The organism is Salinicola tamaricis, from assembly GCF_003006155.1.
Lineage (GTDB): Bacteria > Pseudomonadota > Gammaproteobacteria > Pseudomonadales > Halomonadaceae > Salinicola > Salinicola tamaricis.
Map to the genome: position 1 here is coordinate 884,491 of NZ_CP023559.1, position 23,056 is coordinate 907,546.

Genomic DNA, 23,056 nt, shown 5'->3' on the forward strand with positions numbered 1-23,056 from the left:
GGACCTCCGGGTCAGGGCAGCGTGATGCGGAACAGCTGCGCCAGCACGTACCAGGCGATGGCCGGGGCGATCAGCGCATTGAGCGTGATGATCAGCAGGATCCGGCGGGAGAGGCGCTCGGCGTAGAGCAGCGAGAGCGAGAACACGAACAGCACCGACATGATCAGAAAGCTGTAGCCGGTATTGGGGAAGACGTCGCTCAGTACCCCCATGAGATAGAAGTAGAGCGTCACCAGCACCAGGGTGCCGAAGAAGCGCTTGCGGTCGAAGTTGCCCTCGCGCCCGCCCACCACGCGCCCGGCGTGCCGCATTGCAGGCACGATGCGGCGATAGCGGGTCACCAGGATCATCACCAGCAGGATGCCCAGCAGCGTGGTCACGATACGCGGAAAGAAGAGATGGGATTGGCTGAAGTCGATGGTGACATCGAACAGCGATAGCCAGTGGCTGTCCATGAGGAGTGGCTCCTGTGCCGGTCATGCGCCGGCGGCATCTAGCGTGAGATCGACGTGAGATCGACAAGGGATCGAAGGCGCCGGCCGAGCACGGCCGGCGCCAGGGAGCGAGCCTAGGGTTTGCACGAAAATCGACGAGCGTCGGCCGTTTTCGCGTGAAGCCTAACCCTTCAGGTCGTCGATAATGGTCCGATACTCCTCGCTCTTCTTCTCGAGGTAGGTCGCCGCCTGCGCGGACGGCTTGAAGTCGGGAATGAAGAACGAGCGCTTCTGCTGCTTCTGAATCTCGCCCTGGTCATAGATATCGGCCAGCGCGGTATCGATGCACTTGACCGCGGCCGGGTCCATGTCCTTGTTGTAGAGGAAGAAGAACTCCTTATCGAAGGTGAAGTCCTGGCCCTCGCCATCGGCACCTCGACGTTGGGCGTCACGTACTGCAGCAACTGCTCGCGGGTGGTATCACCCATGCCTGCGGCTTCGGTCTGGGCGATGGTGTCGTGGCGGGCGGTGATCCAGACGAAGCGCATCGCCTTCTGGTCGTCCGCCGGTAGCTGGGTGTACTGCTCGTTGGCCTGCACCGAGCCGTTGATCACATCGGCGGCAACCGTCGAACAGCAGCTGGTTCTTGTCCGCCTGGGAGCCGGTATTCACCGCGACGATATTGCCCTCCTTGCCCGGATACTTCAGACGCACCGCATTCTTGAGCGCCGAGAAGCCGATTTCGGAGACGCCGCCGGGCTGGATCGCGACCCGGATCTGCTTGCCGTTGCCGGCCGCGGCCATGATGTCGTCGAGGGTCTGGTAGGGCGAATCCTTGGGCACCAGGTAGGCATTGCCCGGATTGATGGCGATGGTCGGCCCGACGATGTACTTGTCGAAGATGTCGGGGTAACCGTTGACCCCGTAGAGATTCCCCAGATAGGCGCCATCGTGGAAGATCATGATGGTGTTGCCGTGGCGGCTGCGCTCGAGCGCCTGAAAGGCCGGCATCACGCCGACGGCATCGACCTTGGCGTTGATGTCGAGCTTCTTGGCCAACTGGGTCGACCACGATGCTCGAGTTCTGATGGGTCGCCTCCGGTCGAGTCGAGCCGATCACCACACGCAGATTGCCCGGTAGCGGGCAGTCGTCGGCGGCGTGGGCCGAGGTCGTCAGGCCGATGGCGGCGCTGGCCAGCAGCGCCAGGCAGGCTTTGCTCCAGATCGGTGTCATGCTGCGTCTCCCCTTTCCCCGGCCGGCTCTCGCGGCGAAGCACCAGGCTGGGCGTCTCGCCAGCGGCGGGTTATGAAAATGATAGCGTTATCATTCAACGCGACAGCCAAGGTAAAAGAGAGCGCCTTTGTCATACAATTCAACTTAGGTCGGCAGACCAAAGTCGATGAGGCAACGCAGATGTCCCGCGCCAAAACGTAAAAAAGCCCGGCCTGTCGGCCGGGCTCCTGCGTCTGACGGCGCCGTGAAGGCGCCCTGTCGGCTCAGGCGATGCTGACGTCCTTGGACAAATAGACGTCCTGGATGGCGTTGAGCAGCTCGATGCCCTCCTTGAGCGGCTTCTGGAACGCCTTGCGCCCGGAGATCAGGCCCATGCCGCCGGCGCGCTTGTTGATGACCGCGGTGCGCACCGCTTCGCCCATGTCGGACTGGCCCTTGGAGCCGCCGCCGGAGTTGATCAGCCCGGCACGGCCCATGAAGGCGTTGGCGACCTGGAAGCGCGCCAGGTCGATCGGATGATCGCTGGTCAGCTCGCTGTAGACCTTCTCATGGGTATGCCCGAAGCCGATCGCCTTGTAGCCGCCGTTGTTCTCGGGCAGCTTCTGCTTGACGATGTCGGCCTTGATCGTCGCCGCCAGGTGCACCGCCTGGCTGGTGAGATCGGAAGCGACGTGGTAGTCGACCCCATCCTTCTTGAATTCCGGGTTGCGCAGGTAGGACCACAGCACGGTGACCATGCCCAGCTCGTGGGCGCGCTCGAAGGCTTCGCTGATCTCCTGGATCTGACGGCGGCACTCCGGCGAGCCGAAGTAGACGGTCGCGCCGACCGCGATGCAGCCCATGTCGTGGGCCTGCTCGACCTGAGCGAACAGGGTCTGGTCGTACATCGCCGGCAGGGTCAGGCTCTCGTTATGGTTGAGCTTGAGCATCAGCGGGATTTTGTGCGCGTAGCGCCTCGCCACCGAGGAGAGCACGCCCAGAGTCGAACAGGCGCAGTTGCAGCCGCCCTGCAGCGCCAGCTCGAGGATGTTCTTGGGATCGAAGTAGGCCGGGTTGGGCGCGAAAGAGGCGCCTGCGGAGTGCTCGATGCCCTGGTCCACCGGGAGGATGCTGACGTAGCCGGTACCGCCGAGGCGGCCATGGTTGAACAGCGTCTGCAGGTTGCGCATGACGTGCGGGCTGCGGTCGCTGTCGGCGAAGACGCGGTCGACGAAGTCCGGGCCAGGCAGATACAGATCCTCTTTCTTGAACCCGCTACAGGTGTAGCTCAGCAGGCTGTCGGCCTCGTCGCCCAGCAGCTTGGCAATATCGGTCATGATGCGTTTCCTCTGTCCTCAGATGGTACGTCGGGGAGTCTCGACGGGTACGGCTTCCCTGCCGCTGCCCCGGGGCAACGGCTCGCAAGACGATGCTGGCGACGCCGGGCTGCCGGGCCCCTCGCCCCGCCGGGTGCGTCCACCGCGCGGTCGAACGGGCCCCAGAATAAGCGACAACGCCGCTCAGTTCACGCCTTGCGCGCGAGTCTGTCGCGCCTTACTCACGAGTTGTCCCGGCTGTCGCCATTCGCTGACGCCACCTGGGGCTCGGCGGCCACGGCCCGACAGCGTGTCACGAGTCGCACAGCGGCGCGGGCTGAAAATCGTCATGGGAAAGTGGGATCGCGACGCGATCTGCTACGCTAGCGGCTTTTCCGCCTTCTCGGAGACCTGCCATGTCCGTGCTGCGGGGCTTTCTCTGGCTGCTCGTCTTTCTGCTGCTGGGCCAGGCCATCGTGCTGTGGCTGCCCATCGCCCTGCCCGCAGGGGTGATCGGCATGCTGCTGCTGACGCTGTGGTTCTGCCAGCGCGGCGGCATGAACGCCGATGTGGTCGCCGTCAGCCAGCCGCTGATCGCCATGCTCGCGCTGCTGATCATGCCCGGCGTGGTCGAGATCTTCTTCGTCGCCGGGCGCTTCGCCGATCAGGCCGGCGCCATTCTCACCGCGCTGCTGCTGGGCACCCTGGCCAGCGTCGCCTCCAGCCTGTGGCTGATGCGCCGCTGCCTGCCGCCGGAGCCCCCGCATGAGTGAGCTGAGCACGACCCTGGCGGCCGTGCCGCAAGCGTGGTTCGCCACCCCGATCGGCGCCATCGGGCTGACCCTGGCCGCTTACTTCCTCGGCGTGCGTCTGTTCAAGCTGATGCGCCACCCCAGCTGGTGCCCGCCGGTGATCATCGCCGCGCTGCTGATCGCCGCGGTGATCGCGCTGTTACCAATCGGCATCGATGATTACAACCGCGGCGCCGCCTGGCTGATGCTGCTGCTCGGGCCGGCCACGGTGGCGCTGGCGGTGCCGCTCTACCAGCAACTGGGGCAGATCCGCGCGCTGTGGAAACCGATCGTGCTGACGCTGCCGCTCTCGGCCACCCTGGCCGCCTGCTACGCCGTGCTGATCGCCTGGCTGCTCGGCGCCCCACCCGAAGTGCTCGCCTCACTGGCGCCGAAGTCGGTGACCTCGCCGATCGCGCTGAGTCTGACTCAGGAACTGGGCGGCTCCACGGCGCTGCTGATGGGCGCGCTGATGACCACCGGGATCACCGCGATCTTCGGCGTCGAGTGGCTGAGCCGCTGGATGCGCATCCGCGATCCGCGCCTGATTGGTCTCGCCCTGGGCATCAACGGCCATGCCCTGGGCACCGTGCGCGCGTTCGAGATCAGCCATCAGGCCGGCGCCTTCGCCTCGCTGGGCATGAGCCTGACCGGCGCTTTTACCGCCATCGTGCTGCCGCTGGTGTGGCATCTCTGGGCGTGAGCCGATACCTACGCTGACATAGCGGCCACTTGGAGATGACAGACGCCGCCGAGATGACGGACGGCGCCGGCGCGAGAGACTACGCTGGGGTGACACCCATGGCATGGAGGCCAGACGATGACACTCTCGAGCGATAGCGGGCAGGGGCGCCCGACCCTGGTCCTGATGCACTTCTTCGGCAGCTCTCACCGCGAATGGCACGAGGTGATCCACCACCTCGACCCAGCGGCGCGTGTCGCCACCCTGGACATGCCGGGCTTCGGCGACGCCCGTGATCGCCCCGGCTATGACGTCGCCGCCATGACCCGCCACGTGATCGCCGAGGTGGAGGCTGCGGGGCTCGACGAGGTGGTGCTGGTCGGCCACTCCTTCTCCGGGCGCATCGCGATGACCGTCGCCGCCGAGCGCCCGGCCTGGCTGCGCGCCCTGGTGCTGATCGCCCCGTCGCCGCCCGGTCCCCAGACGATCAGTGCCGAGGAGCACCGCTTCCAGCTCGACTTCGACTTCAGCGAGGCCCAGGCGCGGGCGTTCATCGACGGCGCCAGCGCGGTGGCACTCGACCCGGCGACCTACCAGCGCGCAGTGGAGGATGCGATCAACGCCACCCCGGCGGCCTGGCGCGCCTGGCCCGAGCACACCTACGCCGAGGATTGGCGCGAGCGCGTCGGGGTGCTCGACCTGCCCGCCTGGGTGCTGGTGGGCGACCGCGACCCCTCGCTGCCGCCGGCGGTGCAGCGCGAGTCGGTGATGCCGCACCTGAGCGCCGGCGAACTCGAAATCTTCCCTGGCTATGGCCATCTGCTGCCGATGGAGATGCCCGCGGCTCTGGCCGCGCGCCTCGATGCCATCGCGGCCAGCTGCCGCTGAGGCCGGGAGCCGGGTTCGGCCCCTGCGGCGGCGCGGTGAATGCGCTAACATGCCTGCCTTCGTGAATCTCTCGAACGGGCCCCGGCATGACGTATCGCATCGCCATCAACGGCTACGGGCGGATCGGCCAGAGCGTGCTGCGCGCCCTGGTGGAACGCCCCGAGCTGCCGTTCCAGGTGGTCGCCATCAACGAGCTTTCCGAGCTGGAAACGCTGGCCTATCTGACCCGCTACGACACCACCCACGGCCGCTTTCCCGGGCGGGTCGAGACGCATGGCGGCGAGCTGGTGGTCAACGGCCAGGCGATCGCCATCCGCCGCGCCGCCGCCCCGAAGCGCTGGATTGGGGCGACCTGGGGGTGGATCTGGTGCTCGAGTGCTCCGGCAGTTTCAAGGATCGCGCCACCGCCGAACGCCACCTGCAGGCCGGCGCCGCGAGGCTGCTGTTCTCGCAGCCCGCCGAGGCGGACGTCGACGCCACCGTGGTCTACGGCGTCAACCAGTCGATGCTGACGGCGGCTATGCGCGTGGTCTCCGCCGCCTCATGTACCACTAACTGTCTGGTGCCGATCCTGCACGTGCTCGACCGCCACTTCGGGGTCGAGCACGGCGTCACCACCACCATCCACTCGGCGATGAACGACCAGCCGGTGATCGACGCCTACCACAACAGCGACCTGCGCCTGACGCGCTCGGCGATGCAGTCGATCGTGCCGGTGGATTCCGGCCTCGCCCGCGGCATCGGGCGTTTGATGCCGCACCTGGCGGAGCGCTTCGAGTGCCTGCACGTGCGCGTGCCGACGATCAACGTCTCGGCCATGGACATGGCGATCTCGCTCGCCCGCGAGACCGACGCCGCGGCGGTCAACGCCTGCCTGCGCGACGCCAGCCTCGGCTGCTATCAGGGCCTGCTCGGCTACACTGACGAGCCCATGGCCTCGGTCGACTTCAACCACGACCCGCGCTCGGGTATCGTGGACGCCACCCAGACCCGCGTCGCCGGGGCCGCCTGCTCAAGGCGCTGTGCTGGTTCGACAACGAGTGGGGCTTCGCCAATCGCATGCTCGACGTCGCCCACCACTGGCTCGAGTGCCCATCCTCCGCTACCGCCTCTCCCCGCTAGGTTCTGTACGAAAAGTCGACGAGCGAAGGCAAGACAAGGCAAAAAGTGGCGAAAAGAGCGGAGTTTATGGGCATAAATGAGCATCTTGAGCCAATTTTTAACGCGGTATTGCCGAGCGTAGGCAGTTTTCGTACAAAACCTAAGGAAGGAACGCATGAACGTGCATAAGATGACTGAGCTGGATCTCTCGGGTAAGCGCGTCCTGATCCGCGAGGATCTCAACGTGCCGGTCAAGGACGGTAAGGTCACCAGCGACGCCCGCATCCGCGCCAGCCTGCCGACCATCCGCGCCGCCCTCGACGCCGGCGCCCCGCGTGCTGTTGATGAGCCATCTGGGCCGCCCCACCGAAGGCGAACCGGCCGACGAGTTCAGCCTCGCCCCGGTCGCCCGGCATCTCAGCGAGCTATTGGGTCAGCCGGTTGCGCCTAGAGAAGGACTATCTCGACGGCGAGGTCGAGATCGGCGACGGCGAAGTGGTCATGCTGGAGAACGTGCGCTACAACCGCGGCGAGAAAAAGGACGACGAGGCGCTGGCCAAGGCCTACGCCGCACTCTGCGACGTCTACGTGATGGATGCCTTCGGCACCGCCCACCGCGCCCAGGCCTCGACCCATGGCGTCGCTCGCTTCGCCCCCCAGGCCTGCGCCGGCCCGCTGCTGGCGAGCGAGCTGGAAGCGCTGGAGCAGGCGCTCAGCGCGCGCCCAAGCGCCCGATGGCAGCGATCGTCGGCGGCTCCAAGGTCTCGACCAAGCTCGAGGTGCTCTACGCCCTGGCCGAGAAGTGCGACCAGCTGATCGTCGGCGGCGGGATCGCCAACACCTTCATCGCCGCGGCCGGCCACAACGTCGGCAAGTCGCTCTACGAAGCCGATCTGATCGACAAGGCCAAGGCGCTGATGGCCAAGGTCGAGATCCCGCTGCCCAGCGACGTGGTGGTGGCCACCGAGTTCTCCGATCCGCCACCGCGACGGTCAAGCCGGTGGACCAGGTCGGTGACGACGAGATGATCCTGGATATCGGGCCGGAGACCGCCAAGCGCCTGGCGGCACTGCTCGGCAACGCCGGCACCATCCTCTGGAACGGCCCGGTAGGGGTGTTCGAGATCGACCAGTTCGGCAAGGGCACCGAGACCCTCTCCCACGCCATTGCCGACAGCCCGGCGTTCTCGATTGCCGGCGGCGGTGACACCCTGGCCGCCATCGACAAGTACGGCATCGCCGAGCGCGTCCCTCATCTCCACCGCGGTGGCGCCTTCCTCGAGTACGTCAGGGCAAGACCCTGCCTGCCGTCGCCGCGCTCGAAGCCGCCGCGCGCTGAGCGCGGATGGCTGATACGAAGAGCCTCGCACCGAACCCCGCAGCCGCCAGACGCACGCGTCTGGCGGCTGCGGGCATTCTGTTCGCCGGCGCGCTGTGGGGGCTCTACTGGATTCCTATCCGCCGCCTCGAGGCGCGGCCCTGGGCGGCGTCTGGGGCTCGCTGATCGTCGCGCTCACGACCTGCTGCCTGCTCATCCCCTGGGCGCTGGCCGGGCGCGCGCGGCTGCGCCGCTGCCATCCGCTGGGGATACTCGCGGTGCTGCTCGGCGGCGCGGCGTTCATGTGCTACTCGGTGGGTCTGGTCCAGGGCCAGGTCGCGGTGGTCATCCTGCTGTTCTTATCTCACCCCGGTGTGGAGCTCGCTGATCGAGCGGCTGTGGTGGCGCTGGCCGCTCACCGGCCGACGTCTTGCCGTGATCGCCCTGGGGCTAGGTGGCCTGACGCTGGTGCTGGGCGCCGCCGGTTCGCCGCTGCCACGCACCCTGGGCGACTGGCTGGGGCTGGTCTCCGGCGTGCTGTGGGCGATCGCCTCCAGCGGCATGCGCGCGCGCAGCACCCTCGGCCCCGGCGAAGGCAGCTTCGTGTTCGCTTTGGGCGCCGTGCTCGGCGCGCTGGCACTGACACCGCTGCTCGCCCCCTGGCCCGGGCTGCCGCCGATGCCAGCGCTGGGTCAGGCCGTGGCCTGGATCGCCGTCTCCGCCACCCTGTGGTGGGCCATATCGCTGGCGATCGTGGTGTGGGCGGCCAGCGTGCTGGCACCGGCGCGCCTGGGGATTCTGATGATGAGCGAAGTGCTGGTGGGCGTGCTCTCGGCGGCGCTGTTCGCCGGCGAGCCGCTCAGCGCGCTTCAGCTCGGCGGCGCGCTGCTGGTGATCGCCGCGGCGGTGCTGGAAGTGGCGCCGCTGCCCGGCCGTCGCCTCTCGGACACAGCCCGCTGAAGACGATTCGATGGCGTAACTGAGAGGGTGTTTACAAATTCGGCGAGCGAAGACAAGACAAGGCGAAATCGATCGAAAAAACGGAGTTTACGTGGGGTAAATGAGTATTTTGAGGTCGATTTCAACGCCGTATTGCCGAGCGCAGACATTTTGTAAACAGCCTCTGACGAGCGCCCACGAAAAAGCCGGCTACATAAGCCGGCTTTTTGCTGTTCGTGGCGGAGAGGGAGGGATTTGAACCCTCGATACCCGCGAAGGTATGCCGCATTTCGAGTGCGGTGCATTCGACCACTCTGCCACCTCTCCTGACGCAAAGGCCAAACAACGTTCTAACGGCCCTCATAGGGTGCCGCCGAAGGTTACCGGCGTTTCGCGGTGACGAAGCATAACAGAAAACACCCGCACCGTGTGAAGCCCCCGGCATTTTTCGGGGCAAAAACCGCTACCTGCGCACCCTCTCCCCACTCAGGGGGCGACCTCCGCATCACCCTGCCCGCTCTCACGCAACGCACGCTGAACCATCCCTCGTGCTTCATCCGCGCCAGGAGGCTCGACATAGTCGGCGACCTCGGCCTGGGCGCGGGGTAGCGCCATGCACTGCTCGATCGCGGTGAAGCGCCCCGGCAGGACTCGATACCGGGTGGGCCTCGGCGTAGCGGGTCAGCGGCTGGCGCACGCCGGCGGCGGCGTCGAGCCCCCTCTCGAAACAGTTCGATCGCCGCCGCCGAGGTGGGCGCGCGCACCAGCTCAGGGTGCTGCAGGTGCGCGAGAGATAGAGGTCGTAGGCCGCGCCCTCGCCTACCGCGATGCGCACCCCGTCACGGTCGAGCTCATCGACCTGGGCGAACGGCGCCGCCTCGGCACCAGGTAGGTGCCTTCGATCAGCACATAGGGCGAGGTGAAGTGGATCGTCTCGGCGCGCGCTTGGGGTCGCGGGCCATAAACGCCAACCGCCAGTCGGCGTGTTCGAGATCGGCGACCACGGACCCGGCGGCGTCATAGGACGAATCCCACCGCCAATCCAGCTCGCCGCCAGCCCGCCCGGGCCAGAGCCCGAGACCCCACCGGCTCGCCATCCTCGCGGCGCTGGCCAGCACCGGATTGCCGTAGTTGATCGCCACCTTGAGCCGCCCTTCCGGCGCCAGCATGGCCCGCACCCGACACTTCGATGTCTGCATGATCACTCCCGGTGGCCGAGGCTCGGCGCGCTGTGGAAGATGGGCAGACAATAGCCCCCTCGCGGCATCAAGTCATCTTCGACATGAGTTCCAGGAACGAGTCCCAGGCACGCGTCACGAAAAAAGCCCCGCCGAAGCGGGGCCAGGGAATCAGCGACAGCGGCGGAGCGCCGGCGAGTGCGACTCAGGTAGATCGGGCGGGCAGGAACTTGGCCTTGAGCTTGCCCGCAAACAGCGGAATGAACGCCACCGCGGCGGCGGCGGCCCACAGCCCGATCGAGAGCCCGGACTGCCACAGGATGGCAAGATCGCCACCGCTGATCGACAGCGCCCGGCGCAGGTTCTCTTCCATCAGCCCGCCGAGCACGAAGCCCAGCACCACCGGCGCCAGCGAGAAGCCGAACTTGCGCAGCAGATAGCCGAACACGCCGATGGCCAGCATCAGGTAGATCGCCATCAGATCGGAGTGCAGCTGATAGACGCCGACAAAGGCGAGAATCGCCACGCTGGGTACCAGCAGCCAGCGCGGCACCTGCAGCACGCGGGCGAAGACCCCGGCCAGCGGCAGATTGAGCAGCAGCAGCATGACGTTGCCGATATAGAGCGAGGCGATCAGCCCGCCCACGACCATCGGCTGTTCACGGAACATCATCATCGGCCCCGGGTTGATGTTGTAGAGCATCAGCGCGCCGAGCAGGATCGCGGTGGTACCGGAACCGGGGATGCCCAGGGTCAGCATGGGCACGAAGGAGCCCGCGGCGGAGGCGTTGTTGGCCGCTTCCGGCGCCGCCAGACCGCGCATGTTGCCGGTGCCGAAGCTGTTGTCGTGGTCACTGATGCGCTTCTCGGTGGTATAGGCCACGGCGCTGGCGACGGAGGCGCCGGTGCCCGGCAGCACGCCGATGACGAAGCCGATCACGCTGGAGCGCAGGATCGCCCACTTGCAGTAGAGCACTTCACTCATCTTGACCATGACACGGCCGATCGGCGCCATCTCGCCATCCTGGTCGTGGCGGAAGGCGTGTTCGAGCATCAGCAGGATCTCGCTGACCGCGAACAGCCCGATGATCATGACCACGAAATCGATGCCGTCGTAGAGCTCGGGCATGTCGAAGGTGAAGCGCAGCACGCCGGTGCCGGAGTCGACCCCGACGGTGGAGATCAGCACGCCGAGCACGGCGCCGATCAGCGTCTTGAGCGGATCCTTGCCCATCATCGCCGACATCGAGGCGAAGGCGAAGATCATCAGCGCAAAGAACTCGGCCGGGCCGAACTTGACTGCGACGATCGCCAGCAGCGGCGCGAACAGGGTCAGCCCCAGGATCGCCACCGTGGCGCCGATGAACGAGCTCACCGCGGAGAGCCCCAGCGCCGGGCCAGCGAGGCCCTTCTTGGCCAGCGGGTGCCCATCCAGCGTGGTCATCACCGCGCCGGCGTCGCCGGGCACGTTGAGCAGGATGCTCGACATGCGCCCGCCGTATTCGGAGCCGGTGTAGATGCCCGCGAGCAGAATCAGCGACGACTCCGCCGGCAGGCCGAGGGTATAGGCCAGCGGCATCAGGATGGCGATGCCGTTGATCGGGCCGATGCCCGGCAGCGCGCCGAACAGCGTGCCCAGCAGCGCGCCGAGAAAGGCGAGCCCGAGATTGAGCGGCGTCAGCGCGACGCCGAAGCCCTGGATCAGGAAATCGAACATCAGTTGGCTCCCAGCAGCGGTTCGATCCAGCTACCGGTGGGTAGCGAGATGCCCAACGCATAGGTGAACAGCACATAGCTGCCAAGGGCGAGCAGCACCCCCGCCGACCAAGGCCTTGAGCGGCGAGGCGCCAAACAGCCAGGCGATCGCCACGCTGACCAGCGCAGTGATCAGCAGGTAGCCGGCCTGGATGAACAGCGCGGCGTACACCACCAGCAGCCCCATCACCACCAGCGCCAGCAGCAGCGCGCCGCTGGGCCATTCACCGCTGGGCCCCGGGCGCACGAACAGCACCACCGCGAGCAGCGCCAGCAGCCCCGCCAGCAGCAGCGGGAAGGCCTTCGGCCCACCGGGTCGTAGCTGAACGGCACCTCGAGATGCCAGGCCTGGACGGCGATGAACGCCGCCAGACCGAGCAACAGCAGACTCAAGATTCGGTCGGCGGCGTATCTCATTGGGTCAGACCCACTTCCTTGGCCAGTTGCGAGAAGCTGGCGACCTGCTGCTTGACGTACTGGTCGAAGTCATCGCCGAACTTGCTCACGGGAAACAGCCCGCGACCTTCACGCAGCTTGGCGAAGCTCTCGGTCTGGCTCAGCTCGCGCAGACGCTCGACCCATGCCTGATAGGCTTCGTCGCTGACCTTCGGGCCCATGTAGTAGCCGCGCCAGATCGGCCACTCGACGTCGTAGCCCTGCTCCTTGGCGGTGGGAATATCGGCGTAGGGGCCGGCCTGGCGCTCTTCGGCGAGTGCTGCGAGGATGCGCACCTCACCGCTGTCGAGCTGCGGCTTGAGTTCGGCCAGGTCGCCGGTGAACACCTGGATGTGCTCGCCCAGCAGTGCCGCCAGTGCCTCGCCGCCGCCCTCGAAGGAGACATAGCGCAGCTTGCGCGGATCAATATTGGCGGACTTCGCCATCAGCGCCGCCTTCATCCAGTCCTGGCTGCCGACCGTGCCACCGGCGCCGATCACCACGCTGGCGGGATCCTTCTTCAGCGCCTGCATCAGCTCGTCGAGGTTCTGCCACGGGGCGTCGTTACGCACCACCACCGCGCCGTAGTCGACCCCCAGCGCACCCACAGCGCACGTCGTCGACCGACTGCTTGGCACCGAACTTCTTCAGCGCCAGATTGAGCGCGGCACCGGTACTCGCGGCGACGATCAGGTTGGGGTCGTCGTTGCGCACACCGGTGACGTGGTTATAGGCGACCGCGCCGATCCCGCCCGGCATGTAGGTGACCAGCATCGGCTCGTCGATCAGCTTGGCTTCCTGCAGGCCGTTGGCGGCCAGGCGGCAGGTGAGATCGTAGCCGCCGCCGGGCTTGGCCGGGGCGATACACTCGGGGGGCTTGGCCTGGGCCTGAACGGCACCGGCCAGCAGCGCGCCACCGGCCACGGCGGCGGCCAGCCAACGACGAAGGGAGGATGATTTCGGCATGCTCAGCGTCTCCTGGATTGTTATGCTCGCTATCCGCTCGGGCTCTGATCGGGACCGGCCCGCAAGCGACGGTTCATACAGCACCTGAGCGATGCTAGGCCGCCAACCTTTCATCAACCTGTCATCTAGAGCTTTGGTCTAATTGAGACATTAGTCGCATACGGACTGATCGCCCCGCCGAGCCAGCGCGCTCCGAGTGCGAACGGTCGGTCTCATGCGGCCGGTCTCATCCTGGCGACCTCACCCTGACGACACACTGGCGCGGAGCCCCCGTCATGCATCTGCTGGTCATCGAAGACGATCCTCTGCTGTCGCGCTCGCTGGGCGAGGCGATGGCCCGCGCCGGCTATCGCATCGACGCGCTGAGCCGGGTCGAAGATGCCTGGCAGGCGCTGCGCCAGCGCCGTTTCGATCTGATCCTGCTCGATCTTGGCCTGCCCGATGCCAGTGGGCTCGAGCTGTTGGCGCGCCTGCGCGATGCCGGCGACGCCACCCCGGTGATGATCCTCACCGCTCGTGACGGGCTCGAGGATCGCGTGCGCGGGCTCGACCTGGGCGCCGACGACTACCTGGCCAAACCCTTTTCGATCAGCGAGCTGGAGGCGCGCGTGCGCGCCCTACTGCGACGCAGCCAGCAGCGTCTCGACGACCGCCTGCATTTCGCCGGGCTGACGCTGGACACCCACGCCGCCAGCGTGTGGCTGGCGGGCGAGCCGCTGGATCTGCCGCGGCGTGAATTCCGCCTGCTCGAAGCGCTGATGCTCAACGCCGGGCGCATCGTGCCCCGGGAGACGCTGGAGGATCGCCTGTTCGGCTTCGAAGCGGTGGGCGCCAACGCCCTCGAGGTCTACGTCAGCCGGCTGCGCAAGCGGCTCCAGGACGCGCCGCTGGCGATCCGCACCCTGCGCGGGCTGGGCTACCGGCTGGAAGAGCGCCGCGCGTGAACGCCCGCCCGGTATCGCTCAAGCGCCGTCTGGCGCTGTGGCTGACCGCGATCGTCGCCGGGCTCGGCACGCTACTGCTGATCGAGGCCTACACCAGCGCCCACAAGGCCGCCGACCGCGCCCTCGACGGCCAGCTCGCCGCCGCCAGCCTGACCATGGCCGAATCGCTGCAGTGGCCCGATGGCCAGCCCACCCTGGAGATGCCCGCCTCGGCGCTGCAGATTCTCGCCACCCAATGGCAGGAGCGGGTGTTCTACTGGCTCCAGGCCGATAACGGCCGCACCATCACGCGCAACGCCGAACTGCCGATCAGCGCCGCCATGCGCGACGCCGCCAGCCACCACCCGGTGTTCTACGACGCCGACCTGGACGGCGTGCCGATCCGCCTTCATGGCCGTGAGATCGACTCCGCCGGCTGGGATACCCAGGAGCCGGTGCAGCTGTGGGTCGGCCATACCCGGCGCGGGCGCGACCTGCTCGCCGGCGAGCTGTTCGAGAAGAGCGCCTCGCGCTTCGCCGCCATGGTGCTGATCACCGCGGCGCTGCTGATGATCGCCGTGCGCGCCCTGCTGGCGCCGCTGGAACGCCTGCGCCGGGCGCTGCGCGACCGCCATCCGGACGACGTCGAGCCGCTCACCCTGGAGGTGCCGCGGGAGATGCGCGAATGGGTGGACACCCTGAACCGTCTGCTCGCCGACCAGCGTGACCGCCGCGCCACCCTGCTGCGCTTCATCGCCGACGCCTCGCACCAGTTGAAGACCCCGCTGGCGGGGCTGCAGAGCACCTCGGAGCTGGCCCTGGCCAGCCCCGATCCAGCGGCCTGGCGGCGCGCCCTGAACGAGGTCCACGACAGCGCCAGCCGCACCAGCCGGCTGGCTGGCCAGATGCTCAGCCTGACCCGGCTACGCCATCTGGGCCCCGACCAGGAGCGCCAGCCGCTGGCGCTGGATGCGCTACTGCGCGCGGTGGTGATGGAGTGGGCCGACCGCCAGGAGAGCCGCGATCACGATCTCGGCCTGGCGCTGACGTGCGCTCAGCCGGCTTGGGTCGCCGGCGAGGCTTGGGCGCTACACGAGCTGCTCAACAACCTGATCGACAACGCCTGCCGCTATACCCCGCACGGCAGCCAGATCACGGTGGCGCTGCGCGACCTGACCCCCGACCGGCTGGAACTCTCGATCGAGGATGACGGCCCCGGGGTCGAGGCGGCGGCGCGCGAGCGCCTGACGCGCCCCTTCGAGCGCGGCCAGCGCCAGGACACCGAGGGCTCGGGGCTGGGGCTGGCGATCGTCGACTCCATCGCCCGGCGTCACGGCAGCCCGCTGGAACTGAGTGCGGTGAGCCCGCACGGGCTGCGCCTGTCGCTGACGCTGGTGCGTCTGGCCCCACCCGAAGCGGATTCCGATAGGCACACCCCAGATCCTGGAGAACGCGCATGAGCCGCCGATATCGCACGCTCTCGACCGCGCTTGCGCGAGTCTGTCTCTGCCTGGGAATAGGATTCGGGATGGGTCTGGGCGTCTCCCCCGCCGTAGCCGAGCCGCTGATCGTCGAAGCCGCACTGGATCGCCCGGTGTTCCAGCCGGTGCTCGACGCCTTCAGCGCCGAGTACCCGCAGATCACCCTGGACTACCGCGAGCGTTCCACCCTCGAAGCCGACCGCCGCGCACGCGACGCCGAGAACCCGCCGGACGTGGTGATCAGCTCGGCAATGCCGTGGCAACTGGCGCTGAGCAACGAAGGCCGGGCGCAGGCGCTCGACAGCGTCGAGGCCCAGCAATGGCCGGCCTGGGCCAAATGGCGCAATGAAGTGTTCGGCTTCACCTTCGAACCGGTGGTGATGGCCTACCGCCTGGAGCTCGCCTCGCACATGCCGCCGCCGACCACCCATCGCGACCTGCTCGACCTGCTGACCGACTATCGCGACTGGCTGCGCGGGCGTGTGGTCACCTACTCGCCCCGCGACAGCGGCGTCGGCTACACCCTGCTGCAGCAGGATGCCCGCTACACGCCGCGCATCTGGGACCTGGTCGCGGCGATGGGCGCCGCCAACGTCGACCTGGCCCAGGATACCCAAGCGATGCTCGAGGGCCTGAGCGACGGCCGCTACTGGCTCGGCTACAACCTGCTCGGCTCCTACGCCATGGTCTGGGCACAGAGCCACCCCGACATCATCGTGCAGGTGCCCAACGACTACTCGCTGGTGCTGATGCGTATGGCCTTCGTCCACCGCGACGCACCGCATCCGCAAGCCGCGCGGCGCTTCGTCGACTTCCTGCTCAGCCAGCGCGGCCAGCGCATCCTCGCCGGGCGCACACCGCTGTTCAGCGTGCGCGACGACGTCATCGGCCCCTACACCGCCCAGCGCCTGCGCGATCAGGTCGGCGACCACCTCTATCCGATTCCGATCAACGCCACCCTGCTCGCCTTCGTCGATCCGCTGCGGCGCCAGGCCTTCCTGCGCCGCTGGGATCGCGAGCTCAATATCCTCAGCGAGTGAGCCGCGCCCTAGGTGCTGTCTGAAAAGTCGACGAGCGAAGGCCAGGCAAGGCAAAAATCGTCGAAAACGCGGAGTTTACGGGTTGTAAATGAGCATTTTTGACCGGGCTGGCGATCCAGCCAATTTTTAACGCCGCATGGGCGAGCACAGTACTTTTCAGACAGTGCTTAGGACAAGCTCAGGCGCGCGGCGGCGCGTCATCGTCGGCCCGACACTGGCCGCTGGCGCAGGGCGCACAGCGCTGGCGCCCGGTCAGCCAGCCGGAAAGTAGATAGCGGCGTGGCGCAAACCAGCGGTAGACGCGGTCCGCCAGCGGCTTGATCAGCGGCCAGCGCAGCGGGGCGGTAAGCCAGCCGCGTCCCACCAGCGACCAGGCACGATGGGTGACATCGAGCCCGCGCAGGCGCTCGCCGCGGTAGTACCCGAGCAGGATCGCGCTTGCGTCCGCCGGGTCGACGTCGGGCCAGCGCTGGCTGAAGTCGGCGGCGTGGATATCCTCGAAGCGAATGCGACGGTGGCGGTCCAGCCGCCGCAGATGGCTGATCTCGTGGACACACAGGGGGCAGGCGCCATCATAGAACAGCGTCAGCTCGGCCATGGGGCTCTCCTTGTCGAAACGTTCTCGATGCCGATCAGCGTAGCGGAAGCAGCGCGGCCTGACCCGCCTCCCACCGCCGCAACCCTCCACCAAGGTCGTATGCGTTCGCCCGTCGCGAAGTCTCGCTTTGCCGAACGTCAATAGCCAGGGTGCGAACGCGCTGGCTATAGTCCACGGTCGAATTCGTCGTGCGCCGACGCACGCGCCATCGGGGGAACACATGAAAAAACGGATTACCGAACCGGTCAAAAAGCCCGCCGTCTGGATCGGCTTCGGCGTGCTCTTCACCCTGGTCACGCCCTGGTACTTCCCGGCCGGGTCCTGGTCACCCCTGTTCTGGGGCATCCCTTACTGGGCGCTGATCATCATCGCGGTGTCGCTGGCACTGTCGCTGTTCATCACCTGGGTCGTGCTCTATCAGTGGGATACCGGCGCCGACGAGACGGAGGATGAACGATGAGCATGGATCTCGCGTTCGGCGGCTGGTCAGGGATTCTGGTGCTGGGGCTCTACGGCGGCCTGATGCTGGCGGTGGGGCTGTTCGCCTTCCTACGCCACCGCGGCGTGCGCGAAAGCCTCGACGAGTACTATCTGGGGCGGGCGCGGCCTCGGCGCCATGGTGCTGTTCTTCACCTTCTTCGCCACTCAGTACAGCGGCAACACCGTGGTCGGCTATCCGCCGACGGCCTACCGCCTGGGCTATCAGTACCTGGTATCGGTGCCGTTCTTCATCATGATCATCATGGTGTATCTGTTCTTCGCCCCCCGGCTCTACTCGCTGGGCCGGCGCTTCAGTCTGCTCACGCCGGTGGACTGGATCGATCTGCGCTTCCGCTCCAAGCGGGTCAGCGTGCTCGCCGCCATCCTCATGCTCTACGGCCTCGGCAACTATCTGCTGGAGCAGTTCGTGGCCATCGGCCAGGGGGTGTCGGGGCTCACCGGCGGCACCATTCCGTATCAGATCGGGGTGATCTTCTTCATCGTGATCATGGTCGCCTATAGCTGGCTCGGTGGCATGCGCTCGGTGGCCTATACCGACACCATCCAGGGGCTGGCGCTGCTGTTCGGGGTGTTCACGCTGCTGATCGGCTCGCTGATCTACATCGGTGGGCTGCCCAGCGCCGCCGCAACCATGGCCGCCAACGCGCCACAGAAGTTGGGAGCCCCCACGGGCAAGGCGTTGACCACCTGGTTCTGTCTTCTGGTGCTGGTGGGAATCGGCGCGGCGATCTACCCGCACGCCTTCCAGCGTATCTTCTCCGCACGTAGCGAACGCACTCTCAAGCGCTCGTTCATCCGCATGGCCTACATGCCGTTTCTGACCGCGGGCGTGGTGTTCATGGTCGGCATCATCGGCATCAGCGCCTTTCCCGATCTCACCACGGCGCAGTCGGAGCAGCTGGTGGGCATGCTCGCCAACGCCCTGGCCAACCAGAACGCCTTCTTCTACTGGGCCATGGTGCTGCTGTTCGGCGGGGTGATCGCGGCGATCGTCTCCACCGCGGATTCGGTGCTCTTGACCTTCTCCTCGATCATCTCCCACGACCTCTACGGCCGCTACGTCGCCCCCGACGCCAGCGAGTACCGCAAGATCCTGGTGGGCAAGCTGGTCGGTGTCGCCGCGGTGGTGGTGCTGGTGCTGATCGCCTGGTATCCGCCGGGCACGCTCTATCAGATCTTCGTGCTCAAGTTCGAGGTGCTGATCCAGACCGCCCCGGCGCTGATCCTGGGCCTCTACTGGCGGCGTCTGAACACCCAGGCGGTGTTCGTCGGCATGCTTGCCGGCACTATCCTGGCGGCCGCCTTCACCTTCGCCGGCTACCGCCCGCTGGGGGTGTTCAGCGGGCTCTGGGGGCTGTCGCTCAATCTGCTGCTGTGCGTCGCGGGCTCGCTGCTGTTCGGCGCCTCCCGGCCCAGCGCGAGCGCGCCGAAGAGATCATCGCCTTCCCACCGTCGGCGACAGCGGCCCGCGCGGTCTGAGTGCCCAGATCGCGTCCCACCAACGCCCCTCCGCGTCGCCTACCGGACACGCCTTCGCCACTGGCGAAGGCGTGTTCGTCTCAACGCCTTCTCGTTTCTCTCTCCTTTCCCCCAGCCTCTCCTCGCCCCAAGCTTTCCCTCCCGCTCCGCTCTCCTCGGGACGGCAGTGCCTTACTCCAGGGTCTCGTAGGGCAGGCCGACGTAGTTCTCGGCGATCGTGGTCAGGCCGGCCCGTGAGCCGAGACTGTAGTCGAACTCGGCCTGGCGCACGCGCTCGTCGAAGTCGAGCGTCTGGCCGAAGTCGTGCAGATGGCGGGTCATCCACCAGGAGAAGCGCTCGGCCTTCCATACCCGGCGCAGGCAGGTGGGCGAGTAGCGCGGGATCAGATCGGTGCGCCCCTGGTGGTAGATGGCAGCGAACAGTCGATGCAGCACGCTCACGTCGCTGGCGGCCAGATTGAGCCCCTTGGCGCCGGTGGGGGGAACGATGTGCGCGGCGTCGCCGGCCAGGAACAGCCGCCCGTGCTGCATCGGCTCGGCGACGAAACTGTGCAGCGGCGCGATGCTCTTCTCCAGCGACGGCCCGGTGACCAGCTGCGCTGCCACTTCCCGCGGTATCCGGCGCGACAGCTCGTCCCAGAAACGGTCGTCCGACCACGCCTCGACCCGCTCGCCGGCGGGCACCTGCAGGTAGTAGCGGCTGCGCTCGGCGGAGCGCATGCTGCACAGCGCAAAGCCACGTTCATGGCGAGCGTAGATCAGCTCATGGTGTACCGGCGGGGTATCGCGCGAGTAGCCCCAGCCAGCCGAACGGATAGTCACGCTCGAAGGTGGTGAGCCTCGTCGCGGGGATCGACTGACGCGAGACGCCATGGAAGCCGTCGCAGCCGGCGATGTAGTCGCACTCGAGGCGCATCCACTCGCCGTTGTAGCGGCATTCGAGATGGGGCGACTCGCTCTCGATGCCGTGCAGCGCCACCTCCTCGGCGTCGTAGAGGGTGGTCAGCCCGGCCTCGCGCCGGGCCGCCATCAGATCGCGGGTGACCTCGGTCTGGCCGTAGACGGTGACTCGCTTGCCGCCGGTCAGCGCGGCCAGATCGATGCGCACACGGCGCTCGCCCAGCGCCATCTCGAAACCGTCGTGGGGAATGCCCTCGGCGTCCACCCGTGCCCCGACCCCGGCCTCGTGCAGTAGATCGACCATACCCTGTTCGAGGACTCCGGCACGGATGCGCCCCAGGACGTAATCCGCCGAGCGCCGCTCGACGATGACGTTGTCGATGCCGTGGCGATGCAGCAGCTGCCCCAGCAGCAGGCCGGCGGGGCCGGCGCCGACGATCGCGACTTGCGTGCGCATGATGCCTCTCCTCCAATGGCGGGCCACAGCCCGAAATGGCACTTTTCACCACCATTGTTCGCTATCGGAGAGCCTCGAATAAGGCAAGATTCCTAGCCAAAATGATCATTTCCACGGATAGACACCTGACTTTAGTCTGATCCCGGGAGAGACCCCAGCACGCCACGACCCGAGGGCTATCAGCATGGTGACTTCACCGCCCGTTCCCACCTATCAGCTCTATGGCGAGACCCGCCACTGGCCCACCCCGGACCTGCTCCACTGCGAGACCATCGCCGAGCGCAGCCGGCTCTATGCCTGGCATATCCGCCCGCACCGCCACGCCGACCTGATGCACCTGCTGCTGCTGCGCGAGGGCCAGGTCGAGCTGCAGCTGGGCGATCTGGAGGCCGCCACCGACACGCCGGCCATGATCTGCGTGCCGGCCACCGTGATTCACGGCTTTCGCTTCTCGCCCCAGACCCAGGGGCATATCGTCACCCTGGCGCAGCCGCTGGTGGCGAGTCTCCACGCGCGCCTGCCCCAGGCCGAGGTGCTCGAGGCCGCCATGCACTATCCGCTGGCGGCGCAGCCGGAGGCTACGCCGCTGGCACAGCTGATCGCGCTGCTGGACAGCGAGTATCGGCGCGCACCGGGGGGCGCCCAGGAGAATCGAGAGGCGATGCTGACGACGCTGCTCGACGCGGTGACGCTGCAGCTATGGCGCCGCGCCAGACGCCGACAGCGCCTGCCCAGATCGGGTCAGGCGCGCGGCGAACGCCACCTCGAGCGCTATCGGCAACTGATCGAGACCCGTTTCGCCGAACAGCCCTCGATCCCCGACCTGGCGGCCGAACTGGGTATCGGCGACGCCCATCTCAACGCGCTGTGCCGGCGGCTCACCGGTCACAGCGCCCTGCAGCTGCTGCACGCGCGGCTGCTGCTGGAGGCCAAGCGTCAACTCACCTATACCCAGCAGAGCATCGCCCAGGTCGGCGAGCGGCTGGGCTTCGCCGAACCGACCTATTTCACCCGTTTCTTCAAGCGCGGCACCGGCATGACACCGCGCGCCTTTCGTCAGCGCGGCCACGTTGAGAGATGAGTGCCCGGGCTCGAACATCCCCTTGGCCAACCCTCCTTGTCGCCGCACGCGTAGACCCACGCCCCTGAGTGGTGCATTTCGCGAACCAGGATGGTGCATTAACCGCATGTGACACCCAACCCGACTCGCCCCGCCGCGGGCCGCTCGTGCAGACGGCTCGCTTTTTCGATCCGCCAGCGCTCGAAGACCGACAATCGCGCAGCGTCTTTTGTCGTTCGGCGGAGAGTGGAACGCGCCTTGCTACAGGGTAGAGGTAGAGGGGAAATCCCCCGGTTCAGGCCAACGTCATGCGGAGAACGTCATGGAAAACTCGGATTACCCACTGAGCGAAGTGCCCGCCAGCGAACGCAAGGGGCTGCTCTCCACCTCGGCCGTGCTACTCGGCTTCACCTTCTTCACCGCCACCATGTGGGCAGGCGGCTCCCGCGGCAGCGCCTTCTCGTTCGGCCAGCTGCTGTGGGTGATCCTCATCGGCAACCTGCTGCTGGGCGCCTACCGCGGCCCTGGCCTACATCGCTTGCAAGAGCGGTCTCAACTCGGTGCTGATGGGGCGCTTCTGCTTCGGCGAGGTGGGCAGCAAGCTCTCCGACGCCCTCCTCGGCTTCACCCAGATCGGCTGGTATGCCTGGGGCACCGCCACCATCGCCGTGGTGCTGGTCAAGACACTGGGCCTATCGGCAGCGCTGGAGACGCCGCTGATGGTGCTGTTCGGCCTGGCCTTCTGCATCACCGCGATGATCGGCTTTCGCGGGCTCGACCTGCTGTCCCGGGTCGCCGTGCCGGCGATGCTGCTGTTCATCCTGATCAGCCTATACACCGGTATGGTGGACGTGGGCGGGCTCTCCGGCCTGGCGGGCCAGACACCCAGCGAGCACATGAGCGTCGCCGCCGCCATCACCGTGGTGATCGGCACCTTCATCAGCGGCGGCACCCAGGCCACCAACTGGAGCCGTTTCGCGCGTACCCCCAGAATTGCAGTAATCGCAACGATCGGTGCCTTCTTCGTCGGCAATGGCCTGATGGTGCTGACCGGGGCACTGGGCGCGATGATCTACCAGCAGGCGGATATCGTCGATGTGATGCTGGCCCAAGGCTTCGTGACGCTGGCCGTACTGATGCTGTTCCTCAATCTGGACCACTCAGGACAACACCATCTATAACTTCGCCGTGGCCGCTGCAACCTGCTGCGTACCGACAAGCGCCGGGTGGTCACCGTGACCGGCGCCGCCATCGGTACCGTGCTGGCCGTGGGCGGCATGTACAACCTGCTGATTCCGTTCCTGGTGCTGCTCGGCACCTTCATCCCGCCGATCGCGCGGATCATGGCGGACTTCTGGCTCAACCACAAAGGCCGCTACCCGGCGCTGGCCGAGGTCCGCCTGCCCGCCTTCAACGGGACCGGGCTGGCCGCCTATGCGATCGCCTCCGCGGCGGCTTACTTCTCGCCGCTACTCCCGCCGCTGGTGGGTGTCATCGTGGCGGCCCGAGCTACGCCGTGCTGCTGAAGCTGCCCCTCAACGCCACGCTGCCGAGCCCGGCCAAGATGACATGGCACTCCCCCGTGCCGGGATAGCGGGCTGG

Annotated in this window: 22 protein-coding genes, 1 tRNA gene and 4 pseudogenes; 14 read left to right on the top strand and 13 right to left on the bottom strand. The window is 67.1% G+C overall.

From position 1 onward, the window contains the following. Positions 1 to 11: 11 nt before the first annotated feature. From CN538_RS03955 to CN538_RS03965, 4 genes are all read right to left on the bottom strand, one after another. Complete coding sequence (locus CN538_RS03955) at positions 12 to 455, bottom strand: tripartite tricarboxylate transporter TctB family protein (RefSeq protein WP_106418627.1); 444 nt, start codon at positions 453 to 455, stop codon at positions 12 to 14. Between the two features lie 162 nt (positions 456 to 617). Then, positions 618 to 803: a hypothetical protein gene (locus CN538_RS21900; RefSeq protein ID WP_242495554.1), complete on the bottom strand. Its 186-nt coding sequence runs from the start codon at positions 801 to 803 to the stop codon at positions 618 to 620. A gap of 111 nt (positions 804 to 914) precedes the next feature. Continuing rightward, positions 915 to 1,493 (bottom strand): type 2 periplasmic-binding domain-containing protein, encoded by a 579-nt coding sequence (locus CN538_RS21905; RefSeq protein WP_242495555.1) that lies wholly within the window; start codon positions 1,491 to 1,493, stop codon positions 915 to 917. A gap of 438 nt (positions 1,494 to 1,931) precedes the next feature. After that, entirely contained in the window at positions 1,932 to 2,984 is a 1,053-nt protein-coding gene (locus tag CN538_RS03965; RefSeq protein ID WP_106418628.1) for a class I fructose-bisphosphate aldolase, read from the bottom strand. A gap of 395 nt (positions 2,985 to 3,379) precedes the next feature. Here CN538_RS03965 and CN538_RS03970 point away from each other — a divergent pair, with 395 nt between their 5' ends. From CN538_RS03970 to CN538_RS20760, 7 genes and pseudogenes are all read left to right on the top strand, one after another. Continuing rightward, positions 3,380 to 3,736, top strand: a complete 357-nt coding sequence (locus CN538_RS03970) for a CidA/LrgA family protein (protein ID WP_106418629.1) — start codon at positions 3,380 to 3,382, stop codon at positions 3,734 to 3,736. Beyond that, positions 3,729 to 4,457: an LrgB family protein gene (locus CN538_RS03975; protein ID WP_106418630.1), complete on the top strand. Its 729-nt coding sequence runs from the start codon at positions 3,729 to 3,731 to the stop codon at positions 4,455 to 4,457. The genes CN538_RS03970 and CN538_RS03975 overlap by 8 nt, the downstream gene beginning before the upstream one ends. Positions 4,458 to 4,574: 117 nt before the next feature. Beyond that, a complete protein-coding gene (locus CN538_RS03980; protein ID WP_106418631.1) occupies positions 4,575 to 5,324 on the top strand; it encodes an alpha/beta fold hydrolase in 750 nt (249 codons plus the stop codon). Positions 5,325 to 5,410: 86 nt separating this feature from the next. Then, positions 5,411 to 6,446: pseudogene (locus CN538_RS03985) on the top strand (type I glyceraldehyde-3-phosphate dehydrogenase). A 154-nt stretch (positions 6,447 to 6,600) separates the two neighbouring features. Further along, positions 6,601 to 7,763, top strand: a pseudogene (locus CN538_RS03990) (phosphoglycerate kinase). Between the two features lie 6 nt (positions 7,764 to 7,769). After that, the gene (locus CN538_RS20755) at positions 7,770 to 7,928 is read left to right on the top strand and encodes a hypothetical protein (protein WP_207233620.1); all 159 of its coding nucleotides are present in this window, start codon (positions 7,770 to 7,772) and stop codon (positions 7,926 to 7,928) included. Between the two features lie 186 nt (positions 7,929 to 8,114). Then, on the top strand, positions 8,115 to 8,702 hold the full coding sequence (locus CN538_RS20760; protein WP_207233621.1) for a DMT family transporter: 588 nt from the start codon (positions 8,115 to 8,117) through the stop codon (positions 8,700 to 8,702). A 216-nt stretch (positions 8,703 to 8,918) separates the two neighbouring features. Here the strand turns inward: CN538_RS20760 and CN538_RS04000 are convergent. The 7 genes from CN538_RS04000 to CN538_RS21920 all read right to left on the bottom strand — a co-directional run bounded on the left by CN538_RS04000 (position 8,919) and on the right by CN538_RS21920 (position 13,015). Then, positions 8,919 to 9,008: transfer RNA gene (locus CN538_RS04000), tRNA-Ser, on the bottom strand. A gap of 159 nt (positions 9,009 to 9,167) precedes the next feature. Continuing rightward, a complete protein-coding gene (locus tag CN538_RS24065; RefSeq protein WP_277985094.1) occupies positions 9,168 to 9,296 on the bottom strand; it encodes a hypothetical protein in 129 nt (42 codons plus the stop codon). Between the two features lie 287 nt (positions 9,297 to 9,583). Then, positions 9,584 to 9,880, bottom strand: coding sequence for a type 2 periplasmic-binding domain-containing protein (locus CN538_RS20765; protein ID WP_207233622.1), 297 nt, complete (start codon positions 9,878 to 9,880; stop codon positions 9,584 to 9,586). 184 nt (positions 9,881 to 10,064) lie between these two features. Further along, positions 10,065 to 11,576 carry a tripartite tricarboxylate transporter permease gene (locus tag CN538_RS04010; protein ID WP_106418632.1) on the bottom strand — a complete coding sequence of 504 codons (1,512 nt, stop codon included), beginning with the start codon at positions 11,574 to 11,576 and terminating at the stop codon, positions 10,065 to 10,067. Positions 11,577 to 11,606: 30 nt separating this feature from the next. Further along, positions 11,607 to 11,873 (bottom strand): hypothetical protein, encoded by a 267-nt coding sequence (locus tag CN538_RS21910; RefSeq protein WP_242495556.1) that lies wholly within the window; start codon positions 11,871 to 11,873, stop codon positions 11,607 to 11,609. A 154-nt stretch (positions 11,874 to 12,027) separates the two neighbouring features. Beyond that, entirely contained in the window at positions 12,028 to 12,657 is a 630-nt protein-coding gene (locus CN538_RS21915) for a Bug family tripartite tricarboxylate transporter substrate binding protein (RefSeq protein WP_242495557.1), read from the bottom strand. Further along, positions 12,614 to 13,015, bottom strand: a complete 402-nt coding sequence (locus CN538_RS21920; RefSeq protein ID WP_242495558.1) for a hypothetical protein — start codon at positions 13,013 to 13,015, stop codon at positions 12,614 to 12,616. The genes CN538_RS21915 and CN538_RS21920 overlap by 44 nt, the downstream gene beginning before the upstream one ends. 275 nt (positions 13,016 to 13,290) lie before the next feature. On the opposite strand from CN538_RS21920, the gene CN538_RS04025 reads away from it, so the two are divergent. The 3 genes from CN538_RS04025 (at position 13,291) to CN538_RS04035 (ending at position 16,459) form a co-directional block, all read left to right on the top strand. After that, a complete protein-coding gene (locus tag CN538_RS04025) occupies positions 13,291 to 13,959 on the top strand; it encodes a response regulator (RefSeq protein WP_106418633.1) in 669 nt (222 codons plus the stop codon). Beyond that, complete coding sequence (locus tag CN538_RS04030; RefSeq protein WP_106418634.1) at positions 13,956 to 15,398, top strand: sensor histidine kinase; 1,443 nt, start codon at positions 13,956 to 13,958, stop codon at positions 15,396 to 15,398. Before CN538_RS04025 ends, CN538_RS04030 begins: the two co-directional genes overlap by 4 nt. Before the next feature lie 68 nt (positions 15,399 to 15,466). Beyond that, positions 15,467 to 16,459, top strand: a complete 993-nt coding sequence (locus CN538_RS04035; protein ID WP_106418635.1) for an ABC transporter substrate-binding protein — start codon at positions 15,467 to 15,469, stop codon at positions 16,457 to 16,459. 178 nt (positions 16,460 to 16,637) lie between these two features. On the opposite strand, the gene CN538_RS04040 is transcribed toward CN538_RS04035, so the two are convergent. Continuing rightward, positions 16,638 to 17,057 carry a thiol-disulfide oxidoreductase DCC family protein gene (locus CN538_RS04040; RefSeq protein ID WP_106418636.1) on the bottom strand — a complete coding sequence of 140 codons (420 nt, stop codon included), beginning with the start codon at positions 17,055 to 17,057 and terminating at the stop codon, positions 16,638 to 16,640. A gap of 220 nt (positions 17,058 to 17,277) precedes the next feature. Between CN538_RS04040 and CN538_RS04045 the strand changes: the two genes are divergently transcribed. Both CN538_RS04045 and CN538_RS04050 read left to right on the top strand, forming a co-directional pair. Next, the gene (locus CN538_RS04045; RefSeq protein WP_035472128.1) at positions 17,278 to 17,517 is read left to right on the top strand and encodes a hypothetical protein; all 240 of its coding nucleotides are present in this window, start codon (positions 17,278 to 17,280) and stop codon (positions 17,515 to 17,517) included. A gap of 156 nt (positions 17,518 to 17,673) precedes the next feature. After that, positions 17,674 to 19,227, top strand: coding sequence for a sodium:solute symporter family protein (locus CN538_RS04050; RefSeq protein WP_207233623.1), 1,554 nt, complete (start codon positions 17,674 to 17,676; stop codon positions 19,225 to 19,227). Here CN538_RS04050 and pobA read toward each other — a convergent pair. Beyond that, positions 19,209 to 20,394: pseudogene (pobA, locus tag CN538_RS04055) on the bottom strand (4-hydroxybenzoate 3-monooxygenase). The gene CN538_RS04050 and the pseudogene pobA overlap by 19 nt on opposite strands. Before the next feature lie 184 nt (positions 20,395 to 20,578). Here pobA and CN538_RS04060 point away from each other — a divergent pair. Both CN538_RS04060 and codB read left to right on the top strand, forming a co-directional pair. After that, positions 20,579 to 21,475, top strand: a complete 897-nt coding sequence (locus tag CN538_RS04060; protein ID WP_106418637.1) for a helix-turn-helix domain-containing protein — start codon at positions 20,579 to 20,581, stop codon at positions 21,473 to 21,475. 301 nt (positions 21,476 to 21,776) lie between these two features. Then, positions 21,777 to 23,048, top strand: a pseudogene (gene codB, locus CN538_RS04065) (cytosine permease). The last annotated feature ends 8 nt before the right edge of the window (positions 23,049 to 23,056 follow it).

Coding starts and splice junctions, on each gene's coding strand:
- CN538_RS04040 (WP_106418636.1), bottom strand. CDS start 17,057: ATGGCCGAGCTGACGCTGTTCTATGATGGCGCCTGCCCCCTGTGTGTC.
- CN538_RS03975 (WP_106418630.1), top strand. CDS start 3,729: ATGAGTGAGCTGAGCACGACCCTGGCGGCCGTGCCGCAAGCGTGGTTC.
- CN538_RS04060 (WP_106418637.1), top strand. CDS start 20,579: ATGGTGACTTCACCGCCCGTTCCCACCTATCAGCTCTATGGCGAGACC.
- CN538_RS03970 (WP_106418629.1), top strand. CDS start 3,380: ATGTCCGTGCTGCGGGGCTTTCTCTGGCTGCTCGTCTTTCTGCTGCTG.
- CN538_RS04025 (WP_106418633.1), top strand. CDS start 13,291: ATGCATCTGCTGGTCATCGAAGACGATCCTCTGCTGTCGCGCTCGCTG.
- CN538_RS21900 (WP_242495554.1), bottom strand. CDS start 803: ATGGACCCGGCCGCGGTCAAGTGCATCGATACCGCGCTGGCCGATATC.
- CN538_RS20765 (WP_207233622.1), bottom strand. CDS start 9,880: ATGCAGACATCGAAGTGTCGGGTGCGGGCCATGCTGGCGCCGGAAGGG.
- CN538_RS03955 (WP_106418627.1), bottom strand. CDS start 455: ATGGACAGCCACTGGCTATCGCTGTTCGATGTCACCATCGACTTCAGC.
- CN538_RS04035 (WP_106418635.1), top strand. CDS start 15,467: ATGGGTCTGGGCGTCTCCCCCGCCGTAGCCGAGCCGCTGATCGTCGAA.
- CN538_RS20755 (WP_207233620.1), top strand. CDS start 7,770: ATGGCTGATACGAAGAGCCTCGCACCGAACCCCGCAGCCGCCAGACGC.
- CN538_RS03980 (WP_106418631.1), top strand. CDS start 4,575: ATGACACTCTCGAGCGATAGCGGGCAGGGGCGCCCGACCCTGGTCCTG.
- CN538_RS21920 (WP_242495558.1), bottom strand. CDS start 13,015: ATGCCGAAATCATCCTCCCTTCGTCGTTGGCTGGCCGCCGCCGTGGCC.
- CN538_RS04010 (WP_106418632.1), bottom strand. CDS start 11,576: ATGTTCGATTTCCTGATCCAGGGCTTCGGCGTCGCGCTGACGCCGCTC.
- CN538_RS24065 (WP_277985094.1), bottom strand. CDS start 9,296: ATGGCGCTACCCCGCGCCCAGGCCGAGGTCGCCGACTATGTCGAGCCT.
- CN538_RS04045 (WP_035472128.1), top strand. CDS start 17,278: ATGAAAAAACGGATTACCGAACCGGTCAAAAAGCCCGCCGTCTGGATC.
- CN538_RS03965 (WP_106418628.1), bottom strand. CDS start 2,984: ATGACCGATATTGCCAAGCTGCTGGGCGACGAGGCCGACAGCCTGCTG.
- CN538_RS04050 (WP_207233623.1), top strand. CDS start 17,674: ATGGTGCTGTTCTTCACCTTCTTCGCCACTCAGTACAGCGGCAACACC.